At 37.5% G+C, this 19890-nt stretch carries 22 protein-coding genes and 2 pseudogenes; 9 read left to right on the forward strand and 15 right to left on the reverse strand.

Annotation, left to right across the window (positions count from 1 at the left end; genetic code table 11):
- Positions 1–37 precede the first annotated feature (37 nt).
- The 3 genes from ssuE to ssuD are packed head-to-tail and all read right to left on the reverse strand — an operon-like array spanning position 38 to position 2428.
- Positions 38–604: an NADPH-dependent FMN reductase gene (gene ssuE, locus ACX27_RS06965; protein ID WP_062290146.1), complete on the reverse strand. Its 567-nt coding sequence runs from the start codon at positions 602–604 to the stop codon at positions 38–40.
- A gap of 29 nt (positions 605–633) precedes the next feature.
- Positions 634–1239: a beta-class carbonic anhydrase gene (locus ACX27_RS06970; RefSeq protein ID WP_062290150.1), complete on the reverse strand. Its 606-nt coding sequence runs from the start codon at positions 1237–1239 to the stop codon at positions 634–636.
- A 28-nt stretch (positions 1240–1267) separates the two neighbouring features.
- Positions 1268–2428, reverse strand: a complete 1161-nt coding sequence (gene ssuD / locus ACX27_RS06975; protein ID WP_062290153.1) for an FMNH2-dependent alkanesulfonate monooxygenase — start codon at positions 2426–2428, stop codon at positions 1268–1270.
- 421 nt (positions 2429–2849) lie between these two features.
- Here ssuD and ACX27_RS06980 point away from each other — a divergent pair, with 421 nt between their 5' ends.
- On the forward strand, positions 2850–3386 hold the full coding sequence (locus tag ACX27_RS06980; protein ID WP_062290156.1) for an MgtC/SapB family protein: 537 nt from the start codon (positions 2850–2852) through the stop codon (positions 3384–3386).
- Between the two features lie 45 nt (positions 3387–3431).
- On the opposite strand, the gene ACX27_RS33465 is transcribed toward ACX27_RS06980, so the two are convergent.
- Together ACX27_RS33465 and ACX27_RS06985 are read right to left on the reverse strand one after the other, a co-directional pair.
- The gene (locus ACX27_RS33465; RefSeq protein ID WP_235526534.1) at positions 3432–3914 is read right to left on the reverse strand and encodes an FAD-dependent oxidoreductase; all 483 of its coding nucleotides are present in this window, start codon (positions 3912–3914) and stop codon (positions 3432–3434) included.
- Positions 3880–4728 (reverse strand): FAD-dependent oxidoreductase, encoded by an 849-nt coding sequence (locus ACX27_RS06985; protein ID WP_235526535.1) that lies wholly within the window; start codon positions 4726–4728, stop codon positions 3880–3882. The genes ACX27_RS33465 and ACX27_RS06985 overlap by 35 nt, the downstream gene beginning before the upstream one ends.
- A gap of 303 nt (positions 4729–5031) precedes the next feature.
- Here ACX27_RS06985 and ACX27_RS06990 point away from each other — a divergent pair, with 303 nt between their 5' ends.
- The 6 genes from ACX27_RS06990 to ACX27_RS07015 all read left to right on the forward strand — a co-directional run bounded on the left by ACX27_RS06990 (position 5032) and on the right by ACX27_RS07015 (position 8762).
- Positions 5032–5604 carry a GDSL-type esterase/lipase family protein gene (locus tag ACX27_RS06990; protein ID WP_235526536.1) on the forward strand — a complete coding sequence of 191 codons (573 nt, stop codon included), beginning with the start codon at positions 5032–5034 and terminating at the stop codon, positions 5602–5604.
- A gap of 47 nt (positions 5605–5651) precedes the next feature.
- Positions 5652–6332, forward strand: coding sequence for a Uma2 family endonuclease (locus tag ACX27_RS06995; RefSeq protein WP_062290162.1), 681 nt, complete (start codon positions 5652–5654; stop codon positions 6330–6332).
- A 45-nt stretch (positions 6333–6377) separates the two neighbouring features.
- Complete coding sequence (locus tag ACX27_RS07000; protein WP_062290165.1) at positions 6378–6602, forward strand: type II toxin-antitoxin system Phd/YefM family antitoxin; 225 nt, start codon at positions 6378–6380, stop codon at positions 6600–6602.
- Positions 6602–6988 (forward strand): type II toxin-antitoxin system VapC family toxin, encoded by a 387-nt coding sequence (locus ACX27_RS07005; RefSeq protein ID WP_062290168.1) that lies wholly within the window; start codon positions 6602–6604, stop codon positions 6986–6988. Before ACX27_RS07000 ends, ACX27_RS07005 begins: the two co-directional genes overlap by 1 nt.
- 87 nt (positions 6989–7075) lie before the next feature.
- Complete coding sequence (locus tag ACX27_RS07010) at positions 7076–8326, forward strand: ribulose bisphosphate carboxylase small subunit (RefSeq protein WP_062290171.1); 1251 nt, start codon at positions 7076–7078, stop codon at positions 8324–8326.
- A 142-nt stretch (positions 8327–8468) separates the two neighbouring features.
- Complete coding sequence (locus tag ACX27_RS07015) at positions 8469–8762, forward strand: hypothetical protein (protein WP_062290173.1); 294 nt, start codon at positions 8469–8471, stop codon at positions 8760–8762.
- 35 nt (positions 8763–8797) lie between these two features.
- On the opposite strand, the gene ACX27_RS07020 is transcribed toward ACX27_RS07015, so the two are convergent.
- The 8 genes and pseudogenes from ACX27_RS07020 to ACX27_RS07050 form a co-directional block, all read right to left on the reverse strand.
- Positions 8798–10348: a mercuric reductase gene (locus ACX27_RS07020; RefSeq protein ID WP_062290175.1), complete on the reverse strand. Its 1551-nt coding sequence runs from the start codon at positions 10346–10348 to the stop codon at positions 8798–8800.
- 258 nt (positions 10349–10606) lie between these two features.
- The gene (locus ACX27_RS07025; RefSeq protein ID WP_062290178.1) at positions 10607–11419 is read right to left on the reverse strand and encodes a TVP38/TMEM64 family protein; all 813 of its coding nucleotides are present in this window, start codon (positions 11417–11419) and stop codon (positions 10607–10609) included.
- Positions 11420–11461: 42 nt separating this feature from the next.
- Positions 11462–12208 carry a TVP38/TMEM64 family protein gene (locus ACX27_RS07030; protein WP_062290181.1) on the reverse strand — a complete coding sequence of 249 codons (747 nt, stop codon included), beginning with the start codon at positions 12206–12208 and terminating at the stop codon, positions 11462–11464.
- Positions 12209–12308: 100 nt separating this feature from the next.
- Positions 12309–13010: a TIGR04283 family arsenosugar biosynthesis glycosyltransferase gene (locus ACX27_RS07035; protein WP_062290184.1), complete on the reverse strand. Its 702-nt coding sequence runs from the start codon at positions 13008–13010 to the stop codon at positions 12309–12311.
- A 49-nt stretch (positions 13011–13059) separates the two neighbouring features.
- Positions 13060–15456 (reverse strand): hypothetical protein, encoded by a 2397-nt coding sequence (locus ACX27_RS07040; RefSeq protein ID WP_235526537.1) that lies wholly within the window; start codon positions 15454–15456, stop codon positions 13060–13062.
- Positions 15407–15820, reverse strand: coding sequence for a hypothetical protein (locus ACX27_RS33470; protein WP_235526538.1), 414 nt, complete (start codon positions 15818–15820; stop codon positions 15407–15409). Before ACX27_RS33470 ends, ACX27_RS07040 begins: the two co-directional genes overlap by 50 nt.
- Positions 15821–16371: 551 nt before the next feature.
- Positions 16372–17143: pseudogene (locus ACX27_RS07045) on the reverse strand (SDR family NAD(P)-dependent oxidoreductase).
- 53 nt (positions 17144–17196) lie between these two features.
- Positions 17197–17706: a GNAT family N-acetyltransferase gene (locus ACX27_RS07050; RefSeq protein ID WP_062290187.1), complete on the reverse strand. Its 510-nt coding sequence runs from the start codon at positions 17704–17706 to the stop codon at positions 17197–17199.
- 285 nt (positions 17707–17991) lie between these two features.
- Here ACX27_RS07050 and ACX27_RS07055 point away from each other — a divergent pair, with 285 nt between their 5' ends.
- Positions 17992–18660: a class I SAM-dependent methyltransferase gene (locus tag ACX27_RS07055; RefSeq protein WP_062290191.1), complete on the forward strand. Its 669-nt coding sequence runs from the start codon at positions 17992–17994 to the stop codon at positions 18658–18660.
- Here ACX27_RS07055 and ACX27_RS07060 read toward each other — a convergent pair.
- Positions 18661–19036: pseudogene (locus ACX27_RS07060) on the reverse strand (DOPA 4,5-dioxygenase family protein). It abuts the gene before it with no gap.
- A gap of 88 nt (positions 19037–19124) precedes the next feature.
- Between ACX27_RS07060 and ACX27_RS07065 the strand changes: the two are divergent.
- Positions 19125–19319, forward strand: a complete 195-nt coding sequence (locus tag ACX27_RS07065; protein ID WP_062290194.1) for an RNA-binding S4 domain-containing protein — start codon at positions 19125–19127, stop codon at positions 19317–19319.
- A gap of 304 nt (positions 19320–19623) precedes the next feature.
- Here ACX27_RS07065 and ACX27_RS07070 read toward each other — a convergent pair whose 3' ends face one another.
- Positions 19624–19875 (reverse strand): TIGR03643 family protein, encoded by a 252-nt coding sequence (locus ACX27_RS07070; RefSeq protein ID WP_062290197.1) that lies wholly within the window; start codon positions 19873–19875, stop codon positions 19624–19626.
- Positions 19876–19890: the final 15 nt, after the last annotated feature.

A 19890-nucleotide genomic window follows, 5' to 3' on the forward strand; every position in this document is an offset into this window, starting at 1 on the left:
CATCTGTAACAAGTAAGCGGAGGTATAAACTTGTGTGTTAGTTAGCGTGTGCTAGTTGTGGAGATTCAATCGCAGAGAATTTCACAGCTTTGACGAATTCTTGCAGCACGTCTTTTAGCCTTTGTTCCAGTTCTTCATCTAGCAGGACACTATCATCGGGTTGCTTTTGAATTTGTTTGTCTACTGCATATACGGTGGCGAGAATATGGCGTGCGCCTAACTCTCCAAGGATGGGTTTCAGGGCATATTCAATAGCTAACAAATGGGCAATTGTGCCACCAGTCGCCAGAGGTAACACGACTTTTCCGGTCAAGGATTTTTGCGGGAGTAAGTCTAAAAATGCTTTGAGTACGCCTGTGTAAGCAGCTTTGTAGATTGGTGTGGCAATAATTACGCCGTCGGCTTGGGCTAATAAAGCTTTGGGTTGTTCTAAGGCGGGGCTGTCATACTTGCCAAACACTAAATCTTCCGCAGGTAAATCGCGCACAGAAATAATGTCTATGTGTAGACCTTCTTTTTCCAAGAGTTTGGCGGCATATTCCAAAATTCCGTAGGTTCTGGAAGGATGGGAAGGACTACCTGCGATCGCTAAAATCCGAGTCATGTAAATACACTCCTAATTTATACATTAATTCACGGTGATTTTGTCTTTTTGGTCTGCATAGCCTCGGCTGTATTGACCTTCTCACTCAAACGTTCGTAGGGGCGGCGTAAACTCATTGTCTCAACTTCCCAAATGTAGCCATGAATCACCACATCATCGGGAATCAACGGAGATTGACGTAGCAATTCCACCTGCTGTTTGCAGATTTCGTCTACATCGGTAAAGGTTTTAATCCATTTGGAAAACACACCTTTGGGTAGTTTCAACTCTGGTAAGGCGGGATCAACTGCAACTGCATCCACATCAATACCTCGGCTGCGTAACACTTCACTGAGAAAGTCTCCAGAAGCACTCATCATGCCGCACTCAGTATGGTTAATCACAATAATTTCTTTGGTGTTAAAAAATTGTGTGGTTAACATCGCTGACCGAATGGCATCATCTGTGACTAACCCGCCAGCATTACGAAAAATATGTGCATCGCCCTCGGCAATTCCTAAAGCTTTTTCTACTGGTAAACGTTCATCCATGCAGGCTAATACCCACAAACGTTTATTGTTGGGTATGCCCAATTGTCGCCGCAATGCCCAAGCTTCTTTTTGGGCAAGTTTTTCGTCAATTTGTTGATGCAACATAGCGGCTAATCTCCCATTCCTTTACTCTTTAGGATATGGACGCAGCTTTTTGCTGAGGCTGCTGCTTAAGGAATTCTTCATTAGCGACAATCTCGCCAAAGGGACTGATGATATGTTTTTCTTCGACTTTGGGCAAGTTCTCTAAAGGTAAACGCCCAAATAATAATTCTGCAACGCGATAAGCTTCTTCTAAATGGGGATAGCCAGAAAGAATAAAGGTTTCAATTCCCAAGTCTGCATATTCCAACATTCTGGCGGCGACTCTATCGGGATCACCAACCAGTGCTGTACCTGCACCACCACGCACTAAACCCACACCAGCCCATAAATTCGGACTAATTTCGAGTGTTTCTCGGCTACCTTTATGTAACTGACTCATACGGCGTTGCCCTTCCGAATCCATCCTCGCATAAACTTTTTGGGCTTTGGCAATGGCTTCATCATCCACATAGCGAATCAATTGATTAGCTGCGTCCCAAGCTTCAGTTTCAGTTTCCCGCACAATCACGTGTAGCCGAATGCCAAACCGCAAAGTTCTACCTTCAATCTCTGCAAGTCTGCGAACTGCGGCAATTTTTTCGGCAACTTGTTCGGGTGGTTCACCCCAAGTTAAGTAAACATCAACGTGTTTGGCGGCGATTTTTTGGGCGATCGCAGAGGAACCACCAAACCACAACGGCGGATAGGGTTTCTGCACAGGCGCAAACAAAATTTTACCGTCTTGAATATCTAGGTACTCACCTTTGAGGTTAACAGTTTCGCTATTGACGAGCGATCGCCATACCGTCAAAAATTCATCTGTTAATTCATAACGCTCATCATGAGCTAAATGCAAGCCATCTCCAGCCGCCTCCACAGGATCGCCACCAGTCACAACATTAATCAGCAACCTTCCTCTAGACAGACGGTCAAATGTCGCCGCCATCCTCGCGGCTAACGTTGGCGACATCAAACCTGGACGTATCGCCACCAAAAAACGCATCTGTTGGGTTAAGGATACTAAAGTTGATGCCACAACCCAGGCATCTTCACAAGATTTCCCGGTAGGTAATAATGCCCCTGTGTAACCCAGGTCATCTACTGCCTGTGCAATTTGTCGAAAGTACGGAAAGCTTACAGACCTCCCGCCAGTAGCTGTTCCTAAGTAACGCCCATCGCCGTGGGTAGGGATGAACCAGAGTAGCTGCATGAGTCCTATCCTTATTAAATACGGTAAATATATCGATTTACCGTATTTTAGTCTTGGATTAAGAGTATCACACATTGAACTCAGGGAAGCAAGGGTTTTTTTCAACTAGGTAGCCACAGGCGTTTGATATAGCAAAAGTCAGAATACTCGTGAAATTAGAAATAGAAAGCAGTGACTTAGTATTGTTTGTCCTATTTTCAAGTTAGCTATACAGGTAAAAATCTTTTATTGCCTACGTCCCATTCTTTTTTTCCAGTGTGTATTAATTTACTTATGATTATATTTTTGTTAAACTAACTTTAAATTACATAAAGTCAATAGTGTTGCCGTATTTTATTTAACACTCATCAATAAGTAGCCATTCAACTAACTATTGGGAACAAGTACTGATATTTAGCTATACACGTAAGGAGATAGAAAAATGGGGCCGATGTTTATTAATGCTGATGATTGGCCACATATAGGATTTAGGCTAGTAATGGCGTTGGTAGTTGGTTGCATGATTGGATTTAACCGTCAGCAAGGTGGTAGGCCAGCCGGAATGAGAACATTTATGTTAGTCAGTATGGGAGCAGCCTTGTTTGTTATGATACCATTACAAGCTGAAGGTGATAGTCCTTATGCAGCGACTAATGCCTTAAGTCGAACAATTCAAGGTGTTGCTACTGGGGTAGGATTTCTCGGAGCAGGATTAATTTTACAAGAATCCCCCAGAAAGAGTGCTGTTCCTAAAGTGCGGAATTTAACTACAGCTGCTTGTGTATGGACAGCCGCCGGATTAGGTGCTGCTATTGGCTGTGGTTTGTGGCAAATGGGATTAATAGGTGGACTGCTGACGTTGATTACTCTAAGTGGAGTGAAACGCATTAATCAGTCAGTGAAATTTAAGTTTGAGCAGAGTAGGACAATACAAACTCAAGAGAAAGTTAATCTCTTTGAGTCCGATGAGAATGATTAAATTTAAAATGTTGCCCAAGAGCGATCGCTACTTTAACAAACATTTTTATAACTTAGTATGAGATTTTTTGACTTTAGCAATCCAACCTTTATATAAATTCAGAATCTCTGCATAAGGAACAGTAGTTTCTGAAATTAAATAAAATAGTGGCTGGGCAAAATTGTTAGGAAATAGTTTGTGGAGAATTTTTGCAAAAATGTCTCTAATAATATACTCAATAAATAACCATTGTGATAAAGGAAATGCGTTATTACCCAGTTCTACTAAAGCATAACCATCTGGCTGACGGCGCACAGTAAATTGTGCGATCGCCTCTGGGATATTATCAGAATATTCATCTAAAAGCTTGTCAAATATCAATACATCTTCCAGAGCAGCATTGCAACCTTGACCAATGGATGGAGATACAGCGTGAGCCGCATCACCTATGAGCAATACACTATCACCATAATGGTAACTTTGACAGCGAACTGTTAACACTGTTGATGGCTGTTTAGTGCAGAAAGCTTCCGCCTCTGATGCTGGCATTAATTGACCAATATCTGGAAAATTTGCTTGAAAAAAAATTTAATACTTCTGCCTGGGTGGAAAGATTAGCTACTTGATTTTGTTGGCGAGGAAAATGAATAATTCCACTCATGGTTTTGCCTAATTGATGGAGTAATAAGACAACCGTGCCATCTTTCAGCATCCAAGAATGGATTTTATCTGTGGATAAATTGATATTAGATTGAGCTTCAGGAGCAGGTAAGAAAAATGATTTATAATCTGTGGGAATATATTTTTGTTCACAGATAAAATTTGCCTTCAATTTCAAACTTTCTCTAACCGCCGAATAGGCTCCATCTGCACCAATTAAAAAATCGTAATGCACAGTAGCCACTTCTTCTGATGCTTTAGATGTATTAATTACTATTAAGGTTTTAGTCGCAAAATCAACTTGCTGACATTGACAATCAAAGTGGATATTTAAGCGATGATGATACTTATTAGTTAAGTCTGATAAAATGGCGATCGCTAAATTTGTTCTATCAAGAGTGAATAAAGGATTTTGTCGTGGAGTATATCTAGTTTTGCCATTACTTTGATGAAAAATCGTGCCATTCATGACTAAACTTATGTCTTTGACTGCTGCTTCTAATCCCTCAATTTGTCTTAAAGCATACATCCCTCTCTCGTTGAGAGAGATGGGATAAGTTCTAGATTTAGAAAAAGCTATAATTCTGGGGTCACTGCGACGTTCATAAATATCTACTTGATAATTATCACCACGACGTAACAAATATTGAGCCAATAACAGTCCACTTGGGCCAGCACCAATAATCACTACTTTTTTTAGCATAAATTTAGAATTGACACACAGATAATGATGACGATCTGCAAGTTTACCAATCAAAATTCAGAATAATTAATAAATAGCATTCTACTAAATAGAAATTTTCATAATCTTATACTACTGATTATAAAACTCTGAGCAATTCTAGATTCTTACGTCTATGAAATAATCATAATTTGAATAACTCTATTTAATCCTTAAATTAATTTAGAATATTTTTGATGAAACTTTATATCATCAGTAACTAAACTTATATGGTAATACAAAACATGGATAAAAAAAACTCTGTCAGAAGTGAGAATTTGCTTTTTGGGTGAATCATTTGTCAACGGTATAGGCGACCCAGAATTTCTTGGTTGGACAGGGAGAATTTGCGTAAATGCTTATCAAAAAGGGTATGATATCACCTACTACAATTTAGGTGTACGCAGAGAAACCAGTACTGAACTCAAAAATCGTTGGCTAAGAGAAGTAACTTATCGTCTACCAAAAGAATATAACGGGAGAGTTGTATTTTGTTTTGGAGTGAATGACACGACTATCGAAAATGGTCAACCTCGTGTTGCTGTTGCAGATTCACTCAATAATATACGTGAGATTTTGAGCGTAGCCAAACAGTTATATCCTGTTTTGATGATTAGTCCACCGCCATGTACAGACGCAGAACAAAATCACAGAATTGGTAATTTAGCACAAGAGTTTGCTTTAGTTTGTCAGCAATTAGATGTGCCTTATCTTAATGTTTTCCCGACATTAATTAAATCGCATACTTGGATAGAAGAAGCCAAGAATTATGATGGCGCTCATCCACAAGCAGCGGGGTATACAGAATTGGCTCAAATTGTGAATAATTGGGATGCTTGGTTAAATTGGTTTAATTAAGAATTGCTTATACTAGATGCAGTAAAACTCCTGTGAAGAATCGAACTATGACAGCATCAAATATCAAAATACCACCTTTAGAAAGTGGCGATCGCCTAACTCGCCAAGAATTTGAACGTCGTTATTATGCCATGCCTCATACTAAAAAAGCAGAACTAATAGAAGGAGTTGTATACGTGGCTTCACCCTTACGTTTTAAAAGTCATGGAAAACCACATGGAAACTTGATAATTTGGCTAGGAACTTACAAAGTTGCGACCCCTGGTGTAGAGTTGGGTGATAATTCTACAGTCCGCTTAGATTTAGATAATGAACTACAGCCGGATGTTGTGCTGTTAATTGATGAACAACTGGGTGGACAAGCAAGTATTAGTGAAGATGACTATATTGAAGGCGCACCAGAATTAATTGCCGAAGTTGCTGCGAGTAGTGCTGCTAATGACTTGTATGATAAAAAGCGAGTATACCGACGCAATGGTGTAAAAGAGTATATTGTTTGGCAAGTTTTTGAGAATAAATTTGATTGGTTCATGTTAGAAAATGGTGAATATAAAGCGTTAAATCCTGATATAGATGGGATTATCAATAGTTATGTCTTTCCTGGTTTATGGTTGGATGTAAATGCACTGTTAACTGGAGAAATGACCCAAGTTTTAGCAGTACTGCAAAGAGGTTTAAACTCACAAGAACATCAAATATTTATACAACAATTAGCAAGTAAATCTTAAATTATTCATTCAACGCTATAGTTTTATTAGCAAAAGGTATTTTTTATGCAGCAAATTAATTTAGCTGAAGCATCTCAACACTTATCAGAATTAATCGAAGCGGCGCTTGATGGTGAAGAAATCATTATCACAAAAGATAATCTGCCAGCCGTGAAATTAATGCCTATCTTACCAGTTAAACGCCGTCGTCAACCAGGAAGTGCAAAGGGTTTAATCACTATGGCTGATGACTTTGACGCGCCTTTAGAAGATTTTCAGGAGTATATGTAGTGCTTTTGTTGATGGATACACATACTTTTATCTGGTATGTCACAGATAATGTAAGGCTCAGTAATCAAGTACTAGAACTAATTAATGATGATGATAATAAAGTTTTTCTCAGCATTGCTAGTATTTGGGAAATGGGAATTAAGCAGGGCATAGGAAAGTTAACTTTCAATCTCCCATTAGAAATGTTAATTACTCAGCAAATTAGTGTTAATGACTTCAGTGTATTAGATATCAAAATTAGTCACGTTAGTACTGTTTCCCAACTGCCATTATACCATCGTGACCCTTTTGACCGAATGTTAATTGCTCAGGCAATAGTAGAAAATTTACCTATATTAAGTGCTGATACAATTTTTGATGCTTATCTCATCAAGCGTTTGTGGTAGCGATGCTGAAATTCTACCGCAAGATTAGTAAACATTAGTTACCAAAAAAACTTAGCATTATTTAATCAGTCTTCACCAGGGATGGTTATGAGTTATTATATTGCTCCTCGATTTTTGGATAAAATTGCTGTTCACATCACTAAGAACTTCTTAAATCTTCCTGGTGTGAGGGTTCCTTTGATTTTAGGCATTCATGGACGCAAAGGTGAAGGGAAAACCTTTCAGTGTGAATTAGCTTTTGAAAAAATGGGTGTGGAAGTGACACTCATCTCTGGTGGCGAATTAGAAAGTCCAGACGCAGGAGACCCAGCGCGGTTGATTCGGCTACGCTATCGAGAAACAGCAGAACTGATTAAAGTGCGCGGTAAAATGTGCGTGCTGATGATTAACGATTTAGATGCAGGTGCAGGCCGCTTTGATGAAGGAACTCAATATACTGTAAACACACAGTTGGTAAATGCCACATTGATGAATATTGCGGACAATCCCACAGATGTGCAGTTACCGGGAAGCTATGATGCAAATCCCATCAGACGTGTACCAATTATTGTTACAGGTAATGATTTTTCCACTTTGTATGCGCCGTTAATTCGAGACGGACGAATGGAAAAGTTTTATTGGGAACCTAACCGTGATGACAAAGTTGGAATTGTCGGCGGAATTTTTGCACCAGATGGACTCTCTAACCGAGATGTGGAAAAGTTAGTTGATACTTTTCCTAATCAATCAATTGATTTTTTTAGTGCGTTGCGTTCTCGAATTTATGATGAACAAATCCGCGACTTTATTCATCGAGTCGGTTATGAACATATATCTTTGCGTGTGGTAAATAGTGTGGAAGGGCCACCAGAATTTAAAAAGCCAGATTTTACTTTGTCTCATTTAATTGAATCTGGTAATTTTATGGTAGGTGAACAAAAACGAGTGGAAAATTCGCAGTTGGTAGATGAATATAATCGCTTGAATCGAGGTAGAAAAAGTTATCAACCAGCATCATCTGTAGTGGAAAAACCAACTACTCAGCCCTCAACAAATGGTTCTCGTCAACAGTCAGCCGCAAATACTCACATATCCCTAGAAACACAAGAACAAATTCGGCAAATTTTGTCTCAAGGTTTGAAAGTTGCTTTTGAACACGTCGATGAACGGCGTTTTCGTACAGGTGCTTGGCAAAGTTGCGGGACAATTCACATCGATGCGGAATCTGATGCGATTTCAACTTTAGAATCACATCTGACTGAATATAGCGGTGAATATGTCCGCTTGGTTGGAATTGACCCAAAAGCTAAACGGCGAGTTGTGGAAACAATTATTCAACGACCGAATAGCAGAAATTAGTATAGCAGAAGGCAGAAGGAAAGATTGATTTTAAAAGGCGATCGCACCACGAACACAACAAGCGATCGCTTTTATTTTTGAGTACTATACTGATAAATATGGCTACATATTTAAAGATATTTTCCAACATAATTTTTTCACTATGCGCTCCTTACTCTGGCAAAACTTAAAGCTGACCATTCCCACAGCCTTAGCATTTACTGTTCTTGGTTATGGTATTAGTTTACCGATGAGCTTTCTTTTTCATGGAGAAGCAGCTTTTTGGAAATTCCGTCTCAGTAACGCAATTAGTATTCAGACAGAAAAGCTTGATGAGCTTGATAGATTTCAAGCTAGAGTTGCTCTTGGAGGTATGGCAATAGGAATTATCATAGCTCAAACTGTTTTCATTGTTCATGCCTTTGCACCCAACCATCGTCAGATTAAAAATGAATGATGCTCAGATTCACGATTTTCCAGGATATTGAAGCGTTATGAAAACTTAGTCAAAAAACCGAGAATGCGTTTAGTATTTGCAGTCAAAAGAGTCCGACGGTAAGCATCGGCGGCTTTTTTAATGGCTTCGGCTTGGGTGGGGTAGGGATGAATAACGCTGCTTAATTTACTCAAACCAATTTTATTCACAATTGCGGTGGTAACTTCCGAAATCATCTCACCTGCATGGCTGGCAACAATGGTAGCACCGAGAATTTGATCAGAACCTTTTTTGTGGAGAATTTTGAGAAATCCGGCTTCTTCACCATCGGCGATCGCACGGTCTACACTACTAAAAGGAATTTTAATTGTTGCTACCTCAATACCTTGTTTTTTTGCTTCATATTCATACATTCCCACATGGGCAATTTCTGGGGATGTGTATGTTACCCAAGGCATAATTAAACTGCTGAGTTTAGAACGTCCTAAACCAAAGGGAGAAAACAGCGTATTTTTAATTACAATTCTTGCTGCTGCATCCGCCGCATGGGTAAATTTCCAATTCATGCAGATATCACCAGCCGCATAAATTTTCGGATTGGTTGTTTGTAGATAATCATTTACTTGTATGCCGTGACGAGTGTCGTATTTTACTCCCACAGCTTCTAAGTTTAAACCTTCGACATTGGGCGCACGTCCCGCACCTACTAAGATTTCATCTACGGTGACTGAATCTCGATAACCATTACTAGAAAAATAAAGTCGTTTACCTTCAGTAACAGCAACCACTTCTTCTAATTGGCAGTTTAAGACTACACGAATGCCTTCTTGAATTAACACATTCTGAATAATTTCGGCTGCGTCTGCATCTTCTTTATTTAACAGATGCGAACCGCGATGTAACAGCGTCACTTCACAACCCAACCGCCGAAAAGTTTGGGCTAATTCACAACCAATTGGCCCGCCTCCAATCACAGCTAATTTATCAGGGCGCTGAATTAAAGAAAAAACTGTTTCATTAGTTAAATAACCAACATTTTCAATTCCCGGAATTGACGGTTTTACAGCCCTGGCACCAGTCGCAATTACCGCTTTTTTAAAACGCAGAATTTTACCCCCGACTTCTACAGTTTGGTTGGTAGTAAAGCAACCATTCCCCAAGAAAACATCAACGCCTAAATTTTTAAAACGTTCTGCGGAGTCATGATGACTAATTCCCGATCTGATGCGGCGCATCCGTTCCATGACTGCGGAAAAATCAACTTCTACTTGTTGTTTAGGGATATTAATTCCTAAATTTTTGGCGTGCCAAACTTCACCAATTACCCGTGCAGACCGGATAATAGATTTTGATGGTACACAACCCACATTCAAGCAATCTCCACCCATGAGATGCTTTTCAATTAATGCAACTTTTAAACCTAAATCTAAACCTGCTGCACCCGCAGCGACTACTAACCCGGCTGTTCCTGCACCAATAACTACTAAATCATAACAATCAGCAGGCTGTGGATTAACCCAATCTGGCGGATGTACATAAGAAACTAATTTTTGATTGTACTCATCCACTGGACGAACGATAACTCTTGATAATTCTGAATTAGACATAGTTTGAAGTGTGAAGTATGAAGTGTGAAATTTAATACCAAATTGATGTTTGTATAGCCTCAAATCTTCCACCCAGCGACTGAAGTCGCGGCTACACAAACAAAACCCGCCTGCGCGGGTTCAAAACCCTTGATGTTAAGTATCCAGACAAAATTAATTACACACATTTTTTCTTTTCCCTGTTCCCTATCATCACAAATGAATTTAAGTTAGTCCGCGTAGGTGATTACTGAGTTTGTAGAAGTGCGGACTTTGTTTTTAGAGCCGCGAATTCCATTCGTCTAGGCTAGGTGCTTCATCGTTTATTTTTACTTCTTCTGCTAAGGCTTTCCGGGCAATGCGGGTAACATAAACAGTAACTGCAACTGTGGCGATAAAGCCAATAATCCGAATTACCCATTGTACGGTAGGATTACTCGGTTGACCTTCAGTACCAATTAATGCCAAATTCCCGGCTAAGGAACCAATATAAACATACATAATTGTGCCAGGAATCATCCCGATTGAACCAATAAAATAATCTTTTAGGGAAACTCCTGTGACACCAAAGGCATAGTTTAATAAATTGAAGGGAAATACAGGCGAAAGTCGAGTTAATAAAACAATTTTTAATCCTTCTATACCTACAGCGCGGTCAATGGCGGCAAAGTTTTGATTATTGGTAATTTTATTTGCGACCCAATTTCTAGCTAAATAACGTCCTACTAAAAATGCGGCTGTCGCTCCTAAAGTTGCACCAATAAATACATACAATGAACCCCAAACAACACCAAATACAACACCAGCGCCCAAGGTAAGAATTGACCCAGGTAAAAAAGCTACAGTAGCAATAATATACAGTCCAATAAAAGCGATCGCACCTACTTTTCCTTGACTATCAATCCATTGTAAAGCATCACGTAAAAGGGTTTGGGGATTAAATGTATTGCTTTGTGCTGCTGTTTGGGCAAATGCTGATTCTGGATGAAATAAAATGGCGATCGCTATACTGATCAAAGCTATGATTGGTAAATGATGAGCCTTAATTAAGCTTTGCAAATAATAATTATTTACTACAAATTTGTTTTTCATTTTATTTAAATCAAAATATTTTTTTACATCAGTCTAAAATATTTATTTTTTTTCTTGAACTGTTTCTGTAACTGCTATACTTTGCGATAAAGCTTTTTTGGCTATTTTAGTAATATAAATAGTTATAGCTACAGTTGCAACTAAACCAATTATCTGCATAATTAACTGATAAGTTTTAGCTTCAGGTGTTAGTGTTTGATTAGACATATTAGTCATCGCTAAATTACCTGCTAATGTCCCAAGATAAACATACATAACTGTTCCTGGGAGAATCCCGAAAGAACCTAATACATAATCTTTAAGGGAAACTTGGGTAACACCAAAAAAGTAATTTAATAAATTAAAGGGAAACAAGGGACATAACCTTGTAAGTAAAACAATTTTCCATCCTTCTTTGGCTACTGCTACATCAATAGCTTTTAATTTAGGGTGTTGCTCAATTTGCCGTGACACCCAATTTCTTGATAAATAACGTCCAATCAAAAAAGCTAAAACTGCCCCAATGATTGCAGCAATTAATACATAAACTGAACCCCAAATTAAGCCAAATAAACAGCCAGCTTTTAAAGTTAAAATAGAGCCAGGAATAAATAATAATGTAGCTAAGTTATAAATACCTATATATGCAACAATACCCCAAACTCCCAGGCTGTTGACTTGGGTAACTAAGGTAGTAAAAATCGCGGTAAAATTAAAAAATCTAGCAGCAATTATCAACGCAGTAACAAGTATTGCTAATAAAATAAATTTGAATTTACCTTGGAATTTAGGTTTTGGTTGTGTCACCATGATTTGTTAATCCTAAATCATTTGTTCAATCATCTTTCTGCGTCTCTGTAGTTCTTCATATCCCCTTTCACTAAAATACGCCATTTAAATGAGAAATAGCTTAATTATGCTTAAATTTTTCCCGACGATACCAGCTACGAATGCGTGCTGGTGAAACACCAAACAAATAAGCAAGCACAATAATTTGATTGAGTAAGGTAGTTTTGACAATTCCCTTTTGCAACCATCTCCTCGCTGAAGTTACTACTGGCGTATTGATAATTACAATGCGTCCTAAAGAATTTAATCGGCGAATTAATTCAAAGTCTTCCATAATGGGAAGTGCAGGAAAATTACCAATTTTTGGAAGATTTCGGGAGTTAAAAAAAATTCCTTGATCACCGTAGGGCATTTGGAAAAAACGCGATCGCAATTTTACACCCAACTCCACCAACCTTAACCCGAAAGCTGAGTTATCAATCTGCAAATCAAACGCACCAGCCACCACTCCCGGTTGTTGCAAAGCTGCACAAATCAAAACATCAAAGTCAACAGGTAAACGAGTATCTGCATGAAGAAATAGTAATACTTCACCACTAGCCACCGTCGCACCTGCATTCATTTGCATCGCGCGTCCAGGCGGTGAGGAAATCACTTTCGCACCCAACGACTGAGCAATTTTGATTGTGTCATCACAAGAGCCACCATCGACAACAATCACTTCTATATTTTTACCAGATTGAGTGCTGGCGATCGCGCCTAAAATATTCTCGGCTTCGTTGAGAGTGGGAATAATAATTGAAACTTTAGCAGTTTGTTGCATTTAGATTACCCTAAAAATAAATTATCTACTCTGTCCACTCATGATTTACTTAAAACCGAAATCCTCCCTCAAAACGCGCCTCAAATGTATTTCCACTCATACCTAAGCGAGATTCCCAAAACATATCATTATCCACCGTCTCACGCTTAATTAATAACCCATAAGAAAAATCATTAACTCGGCTTCTAATACCACGGCTAATATCTCGAAAGTTTTGCAAATAAGCGCCAAAATGCCAATTATCATTTACCTTTTGCGTGCTTTCTAGAGTGTAGAAAATATTCTCACTGATTTCTACCGTAGTTTTCAACTCTACTCCTGTACTAAATTCCCATGCACCTTGAAAAAATCCTGTTTGTCTCAGACGACGAGTTTCATCATAAAATATAATTCCCGTAGTCAATGAATAATTATGCCTATCTTTGTCTTGGCGAATCAAAGAATAACTCAAATTAATATAAGCAGGATTTTGATAATTGCTGCCACTATTCCAATGAAATCTTAATGCAGGAATATGGCTAGTAATAGCTTGCGGTTGCCCAGCAGCATTTAATTCTATATCTGTATTAATATAGTTTAATAAACCATTAGTATAAAAACCTAATGATGGCTCGGAAGTTCCAAGTTCATTAGTAATATTAAAAGCATTATCTGAATTTAAATTTAACCAAATTCCAGAATTAATACTATAGTTCCAATTACCAGTAACCCCAGCCCATAAAGTTTCGATCGCAGGTAAAGATAAATAGCCATTAAAAGTTTTGATATGAGTAATCAGTCGTCCATTTTGGCTGAGTTCAATATTATCAAATGCCAAATCAAATGAGCTGATGTTTATCGGAACTGTTGTAGTATCAGATGAATTATAATTTTGGACAAAACTCTCGCCATTAGGGCTAATTAAAGCTACCTGTAAAGCTGTGGAGCGGTTATTAGAAACTGTAGGTATTTGTGTTGCAGGTATCGGTACATTCACATAACTTAAACGCCCAAAACTGCGATTAGAAATATCTATTTTAGAAATATAAGTTTCACCTTCTCTCCATGTACGTTCGCCATTGATAAACTGCACTGCTCGACGATAATTTCCAGTACGAATTTGTAAAATACTAGAACTAGTTGGTGTAATTGTACTGGGAAAAGTATAAGTCCCAGAAATCTGCTCTAAACTACTTGACCGATTTCCTAAAAACAGAGTTCTATTGAGAATTTGATTAATTTTTCTTCTCTGTTCTAGTGTAGATTTGGAGTTAATAGGCGCAAAAGTTTCTTGTCGAGAGAATCGCGCTTTGGCTTCTTGTAAACTGCTGGTTATTTCAGGAGGATTGATAAATTCAAAAACCCCTCCTAACAACATTCCCAAAGAAGTATTAGCAGTTTGGATTTGATCTACATCTATTTGATCAAGAGAAAAAGATAAAGAAACACCAGGATTACTATAAATATTAGTGTAAGTTGCTTTGTTGACTAATGAATCATATTGCAACAAAGTCCGATTATGAGGACGACTGAAATAAAATCTCTGCCAATTTTGATTTTCTGTTTTATCTCTAGTTCTCAGTAGAGTTTGTTGTTGACCTAAAGTCACCCAAAATAGCGAATTTAGGTAAGATAAATTCCGTTTCTTGTCACTAATATCAGGATTTAGCAAAATGTCAAACAAATCAGAGTTATCAAATTGTTCTCGATTCCCTTGTTTGATTCCTGGTAGAGATGTCGTTGGTGCTTGAAATCTTGTTAATTCACCAGTTAAAGGATTTCCCCAAATAAAACCAGCTTGTTCTAAATTATTTTGAGGAATTATTTCACCTCTATGTAGACTCACATCTCCTAATAATGGTTGTAAGTTATTAGTGGGGAAAGATTGTAAAATTAAAGGAGGACGATTAGTATTCAAGTTAGAAATATTAGGAACTATCGAAGTTATTGGTAAACCATTAGCTGTCAGGGGACTATTAATTTGAACAGGTGGTGCAGGAATACCTACTGGATTGACTAATTCAGCAGCAATTGATTGAATAGAAAATTGATTGAAGCTAGTTCCTCCTACTAATTCTTGAAAGTCTTGAGTAAGGGTAGAAACAACTTGCATTCCCCACAGCTTTTGCGTTAAGCGCACAATTTGGGTACGTTCAAAGTCTATAATTTCTCCTTGATATGAAATCCCAGTTTGCCAACCCTGAGTTTCTACTACAATTCGATTACTAGGTAATAGCCAATAAAATTGCTCTGCTTGCGGAAAGTTGGCAAAATTAAATCGCTCAATTATGGGATCAGTATCAGAAAATTTAATCGAAAAATCAATATAATTGGCATTTTGAAAAGGGTTAAATGAGGATGTGGCGAAATTTAAGTTATATCTGGGGTCAATTATCCAAGGATATCTCGTAGCACTGTTACTCAGAGCGTTGAGTATTAATAGCTGTAACTTTTTTTTTGTTGTCAACAGAAGTTTGTTCCGACTCATTTAGATTATTCGGCTTGCTAGTATCAGGTTCAGTATTATAAAAATCTGGGTTGAGAGTTGGATTAAATAAATTTGGGATATTTGGATTATTGATATTCGGAAAAAATTGAACTGGGTCTGAATTTATATTTTGTGATGTACATATATTTATAGAAGTACATCTAATGTTGTTTCCAGACTTATAATTAGCAAGAGCTTGCTTATCTTGTGGTTGAGAATTAATTAAATCTTGGATTGGGACAGTTTTAGCTTCTACTTTTTCAAGTATGAAATAAGGGAGCAGTATTACTATAAAGAGTAATAGTATAATATATTGCTGGTCACGCAATAATTTATTAAACATGAGCAAACCCAATATATATTTTTAGGTAGCAATCTAGGTAGAAGATTTCAAAAAGTTCTCAAGATTTACTCACAAATTTTTTAGGAGATAATATCAATTACAATAATTATTGCTACATATATAAAATGTGCTTAGATAGAAATATTATCTAGACTTTGTTGGATTTCGCTATCACTACATCCAAGCTTATATATTGAAATATGTCTCAATTAAAAACAGAAATTTGGACTTTAATACAGCAATAAAGTCCTAGATATTTAATATTTTTGTGTGTCTTGGTTGGTAAAATATTATGTCTTATACAACTGTAGATACGCCCTACATATTGCTGAAAATTTTAGGCGATCGCAGTCTTTAATACTATTTAACTAAAGACTGAATTAACTATCAGCAGCAAAAGCTATATTAAATAGTTTTAGGTGATTTTAATACAGCAATAATGTCTTAAAAATATGTTGAAATTCTAAAATTTTAAACTAAAATATTATATAATTAACTAATGAGCGATCGCACTTAGCCGTCAATCCAACTTAAGCTCTATATTCAGATTTTTACCAAGGTAACTTGCTTCCATCCCAAGAAAAAAAATTCCCCACTGTCACCTGGTTCCATTTTTTCAATTACAGTTAATAATTGGCTTACAGTACGTTCTACAGAAAATAATTTTTCTGGCGGTACATTGCGCTGAAATGGACGAGAAAGACGTGTATCGGTTGTTCCTGGATGTAAAGTGACAACCAAAGTTTGAGGACAACTTCTACCATACTCAATTGCGGTTGTTCGCATCAACATATTCAGCGCCGCTTTAGAAGCACGATAACCATACCATCCGCCTAGTTGATTATCGCCAATGCTGCCCACTTTAGCAGATATAGAAGCAAATACACTTGGTTCTTGATGACGAAATAAAGGTAGTAAATGTTTAGCTAATAACACCGCACCAATACTATTAATTTGAAAATAACGCAGTAAATTTTCTGGATTAATATGTTTTAAGCTTTTTTCTGGTTGTAAATCACCTTCATGTAACAGTCCAACACAGTTAATTACTAAGTGCAGCTTATTGATTTGTGCGCTGATATTTTGTACTGCTTTAACAATCTGTGATTCATCGATAATATCCATCTGTAGGCAAGTTAATTTATCAGGATATTCATCAGTTAAATCTATTAATTCTTGTGCAGTTTGTTCTTGCCGATGTGTGGCATAAATTTTGTCAATTCTTGTATCTTGAATTAATTGTTTAACAAAACCTAAACCAATGCCTTGACTGGCTCCAATAATCATGGCATTGGCATTATTAAAATTTTCTCTAAAAGGCATTTGACTTACTTGGTTAATTTAGTTTAATAATAATATATTCTCTTAGTTTATCATCAAGCTTTTAATCTATAAAATAAATGAGGTAAATTAGCATAAATCATTTCTCGCTCATACTTAAACCCTAACTTTTCCATCACTCGTTGCGAAGCTTGATTTGTGGTTAGTGTAAAACAAACAACTTCTTGTAAATTCAAGATTTCCCAAGCAATTTGCAAGATTTTTTCACCCATTTCGGTAGCTAAACCTTGTCCCCAAAATTTAGCCATCAGAGCATAGGCGAGTTCAACTTCGTTAATACCATCTATATTAGTATTACGAAGACCAGCACGCCCAACAAATTGATGATTAACTTGATCTCGAAACACCCATAACCCGTATCCGTAACGCTGCCAATGATGTAAATTATTAAAAATAAACAACCTTGTATCTTCATCCGAACGTATACCACCTAAAGTTGCCATAACTTGTTTGTTTTGGTGCATCCGATTTAATTCATTTAAATGTTGAAATTGCAGCCTTTCAGCTAACATACGATGCGTTTTAAATGTCTCCATTGACTGCATATTTTTATCCAATAAATTGGCGATTAAGACTTAATAAAGAACCGCAAAGAATGTTTCTCTCCCTTGTCTCCTTTGTTCCTATATCAAAATAGGACTGCTATAGTATTTCCTTGTCTGCTGAGATCCTAATTTATCTGCGTCTGTCTGCGTTTATCTGCGGTTAATTATTTTGCTCTGTACCACACTAATAATATAAACACAATTAATACTACTTTAAATCGAGCGATATACAGTTATTTGTTAGAATATTTACACAAATCAGCAGTAAACACAAGATATAAAAATATGTCTACTGGTAAAACTCTGAACTTGACACAAAATTTGTACGAGTATCTGTTGTCTGTCTCTCTACGTGAACCAGAAATACTTTTACAGTTACGACAAGAAACGGCTCAACATCCCCGTGCAAATATGCAGGTTGCACCGGAACAAGGACAATTTTTAGCGTTCTTGGTTAAATTAATTGGTGCTAAGAAAACTTTAGAGGTAGGGGTGTTTACTGGTTATAGTTCTTTGAGTGTGGCTTTAGCATTACCGCCGGACGGTAAGATTATCGCCTGTGATGTGAGTGAAGAATTTACATCTGTGGCTCGGCGTTATTGGGAAAAAGCAGGTGTGGCAGATAAAATTGACTTAAGAATTGCACCAGCGACGGAAACTTTAGAGTATCTTTTAGTACAAGGTCAAGCAGAAACTTTTGACTTTGCCTTTATTGATGCTGACAAAGAAAACTATTATCGCTATTACGAATTGGCGTTACAGTTAGTCCGACCTAGTGGTTTAATTGCGATTGACAATGTATTGTGGTCTGGAAGAGTGCTGCAACCAGAACTACAGGACTCATCTACCACAGCTATTCGTGAGTTTAATAGCAAGTTAGCTGAAGACGATCGCATCGATGTCAGTTTGATTGCGATCGCAGATGGGCTAACATTAGCACGCAAGCGTCATTAATTATCTCAATCGTTGCAGGACTTGGATATTCAATTCCAGCTTATTGCCCAACCATAAAGCATGGGCTGTATGATCAGTAACATCATCACCAGTCTCAGGATGAACGAGAATATCTAAACCCCCACGGTTCAACATTAACCAAGGTACAACTTGGGAAAATTGGTCTGGGCGCAAAAGCGACTTGATACATAGATTTGGGATGTGGCCCAACTGGCTGATCATGCCAACGTCCCAATTTAACTTCAAATCTTACACCTAACTCTTCGCGGATTTGAGCAGCGACATCACGAGTTTCGGGATCATAGTAAATATGAGCATGAAAATCGATGATGCTGCTGTTTTCTTTTATGGACTGACTCAGATTATTTTGTATCATATTAATCAAAATTGTCTAAACCAAGCGTTAAGCTAATCGATAAAATAAAGTTGATGTGCAGTGCTAACTACATTCAACAAATAGCCAGATGATTAAACTCGACCAGTTTTTAAAGTTCTTGGGTATCGCTTCAACTGGCGGACAAGCCAAACTAATGATTATTAATGGTGATGTGAAAGTTAATGGAATAGTCGAAACCCGTCGCGGACGGAAATTAGTTTCCAGCGACCAAGTAACAGTAGACGGCAAAGTTTTTACAGTTGAGGATGTTATTCAGTCGTAGGGTTTTTGTCATTTGGGTATCAGGGAGACAAGGGGGATAGAGGTTGATTGGATAATTCATTTTTTGGATTACCTTGATGGTGTAAGACGAGCAGTTCACTTTTTCCAAGGTAACTTTGTCCCCATCTCGGTCAAGGCAGAGAAAATTAAATATATAATTAGCACCCCAGCACTAAGCAAGAAAATTACAACATCATTATTCATATTTATAGTGGTAGTCAGATATGTTAGGACAATTTGAAAGCTGGGATGCCACGAACAGTAAGACTTTCCCTCCTGCCTCCTGCCTCCTGCCTTCTGCTATATCATTTTTGATTTTGTGATTTAAATCTACCAGCAACAAATTCTCGTTTATTTAAATGTTTAGTTTTGCGTTGAGTAACTCGTTCTCGCCACATCCGAAAACTTGATGGTTTCATTTGCTGACGCATTAAGGCAATTACCTGTTTTTCTTCCAGTCCAAACTGTGCTTCAATGGCTTCAAATGGGGTTCTATCTTCCCAAGCCATTTCAATAATTCGATCAATTGTTTGGAGTTCAAGATTTGGTAGTTTCATTCCTTTGCTAATAAT

The organism is Nostoc piscinale CENA21, assembly GCF_001298445.1.
Lineage (GTDB): Bacteria > Cyanobacteriota > Cyanobacteriia > Cyanobacteriales > Nostocaceae > Nostoc_B > Nostoc_B piscinale_A.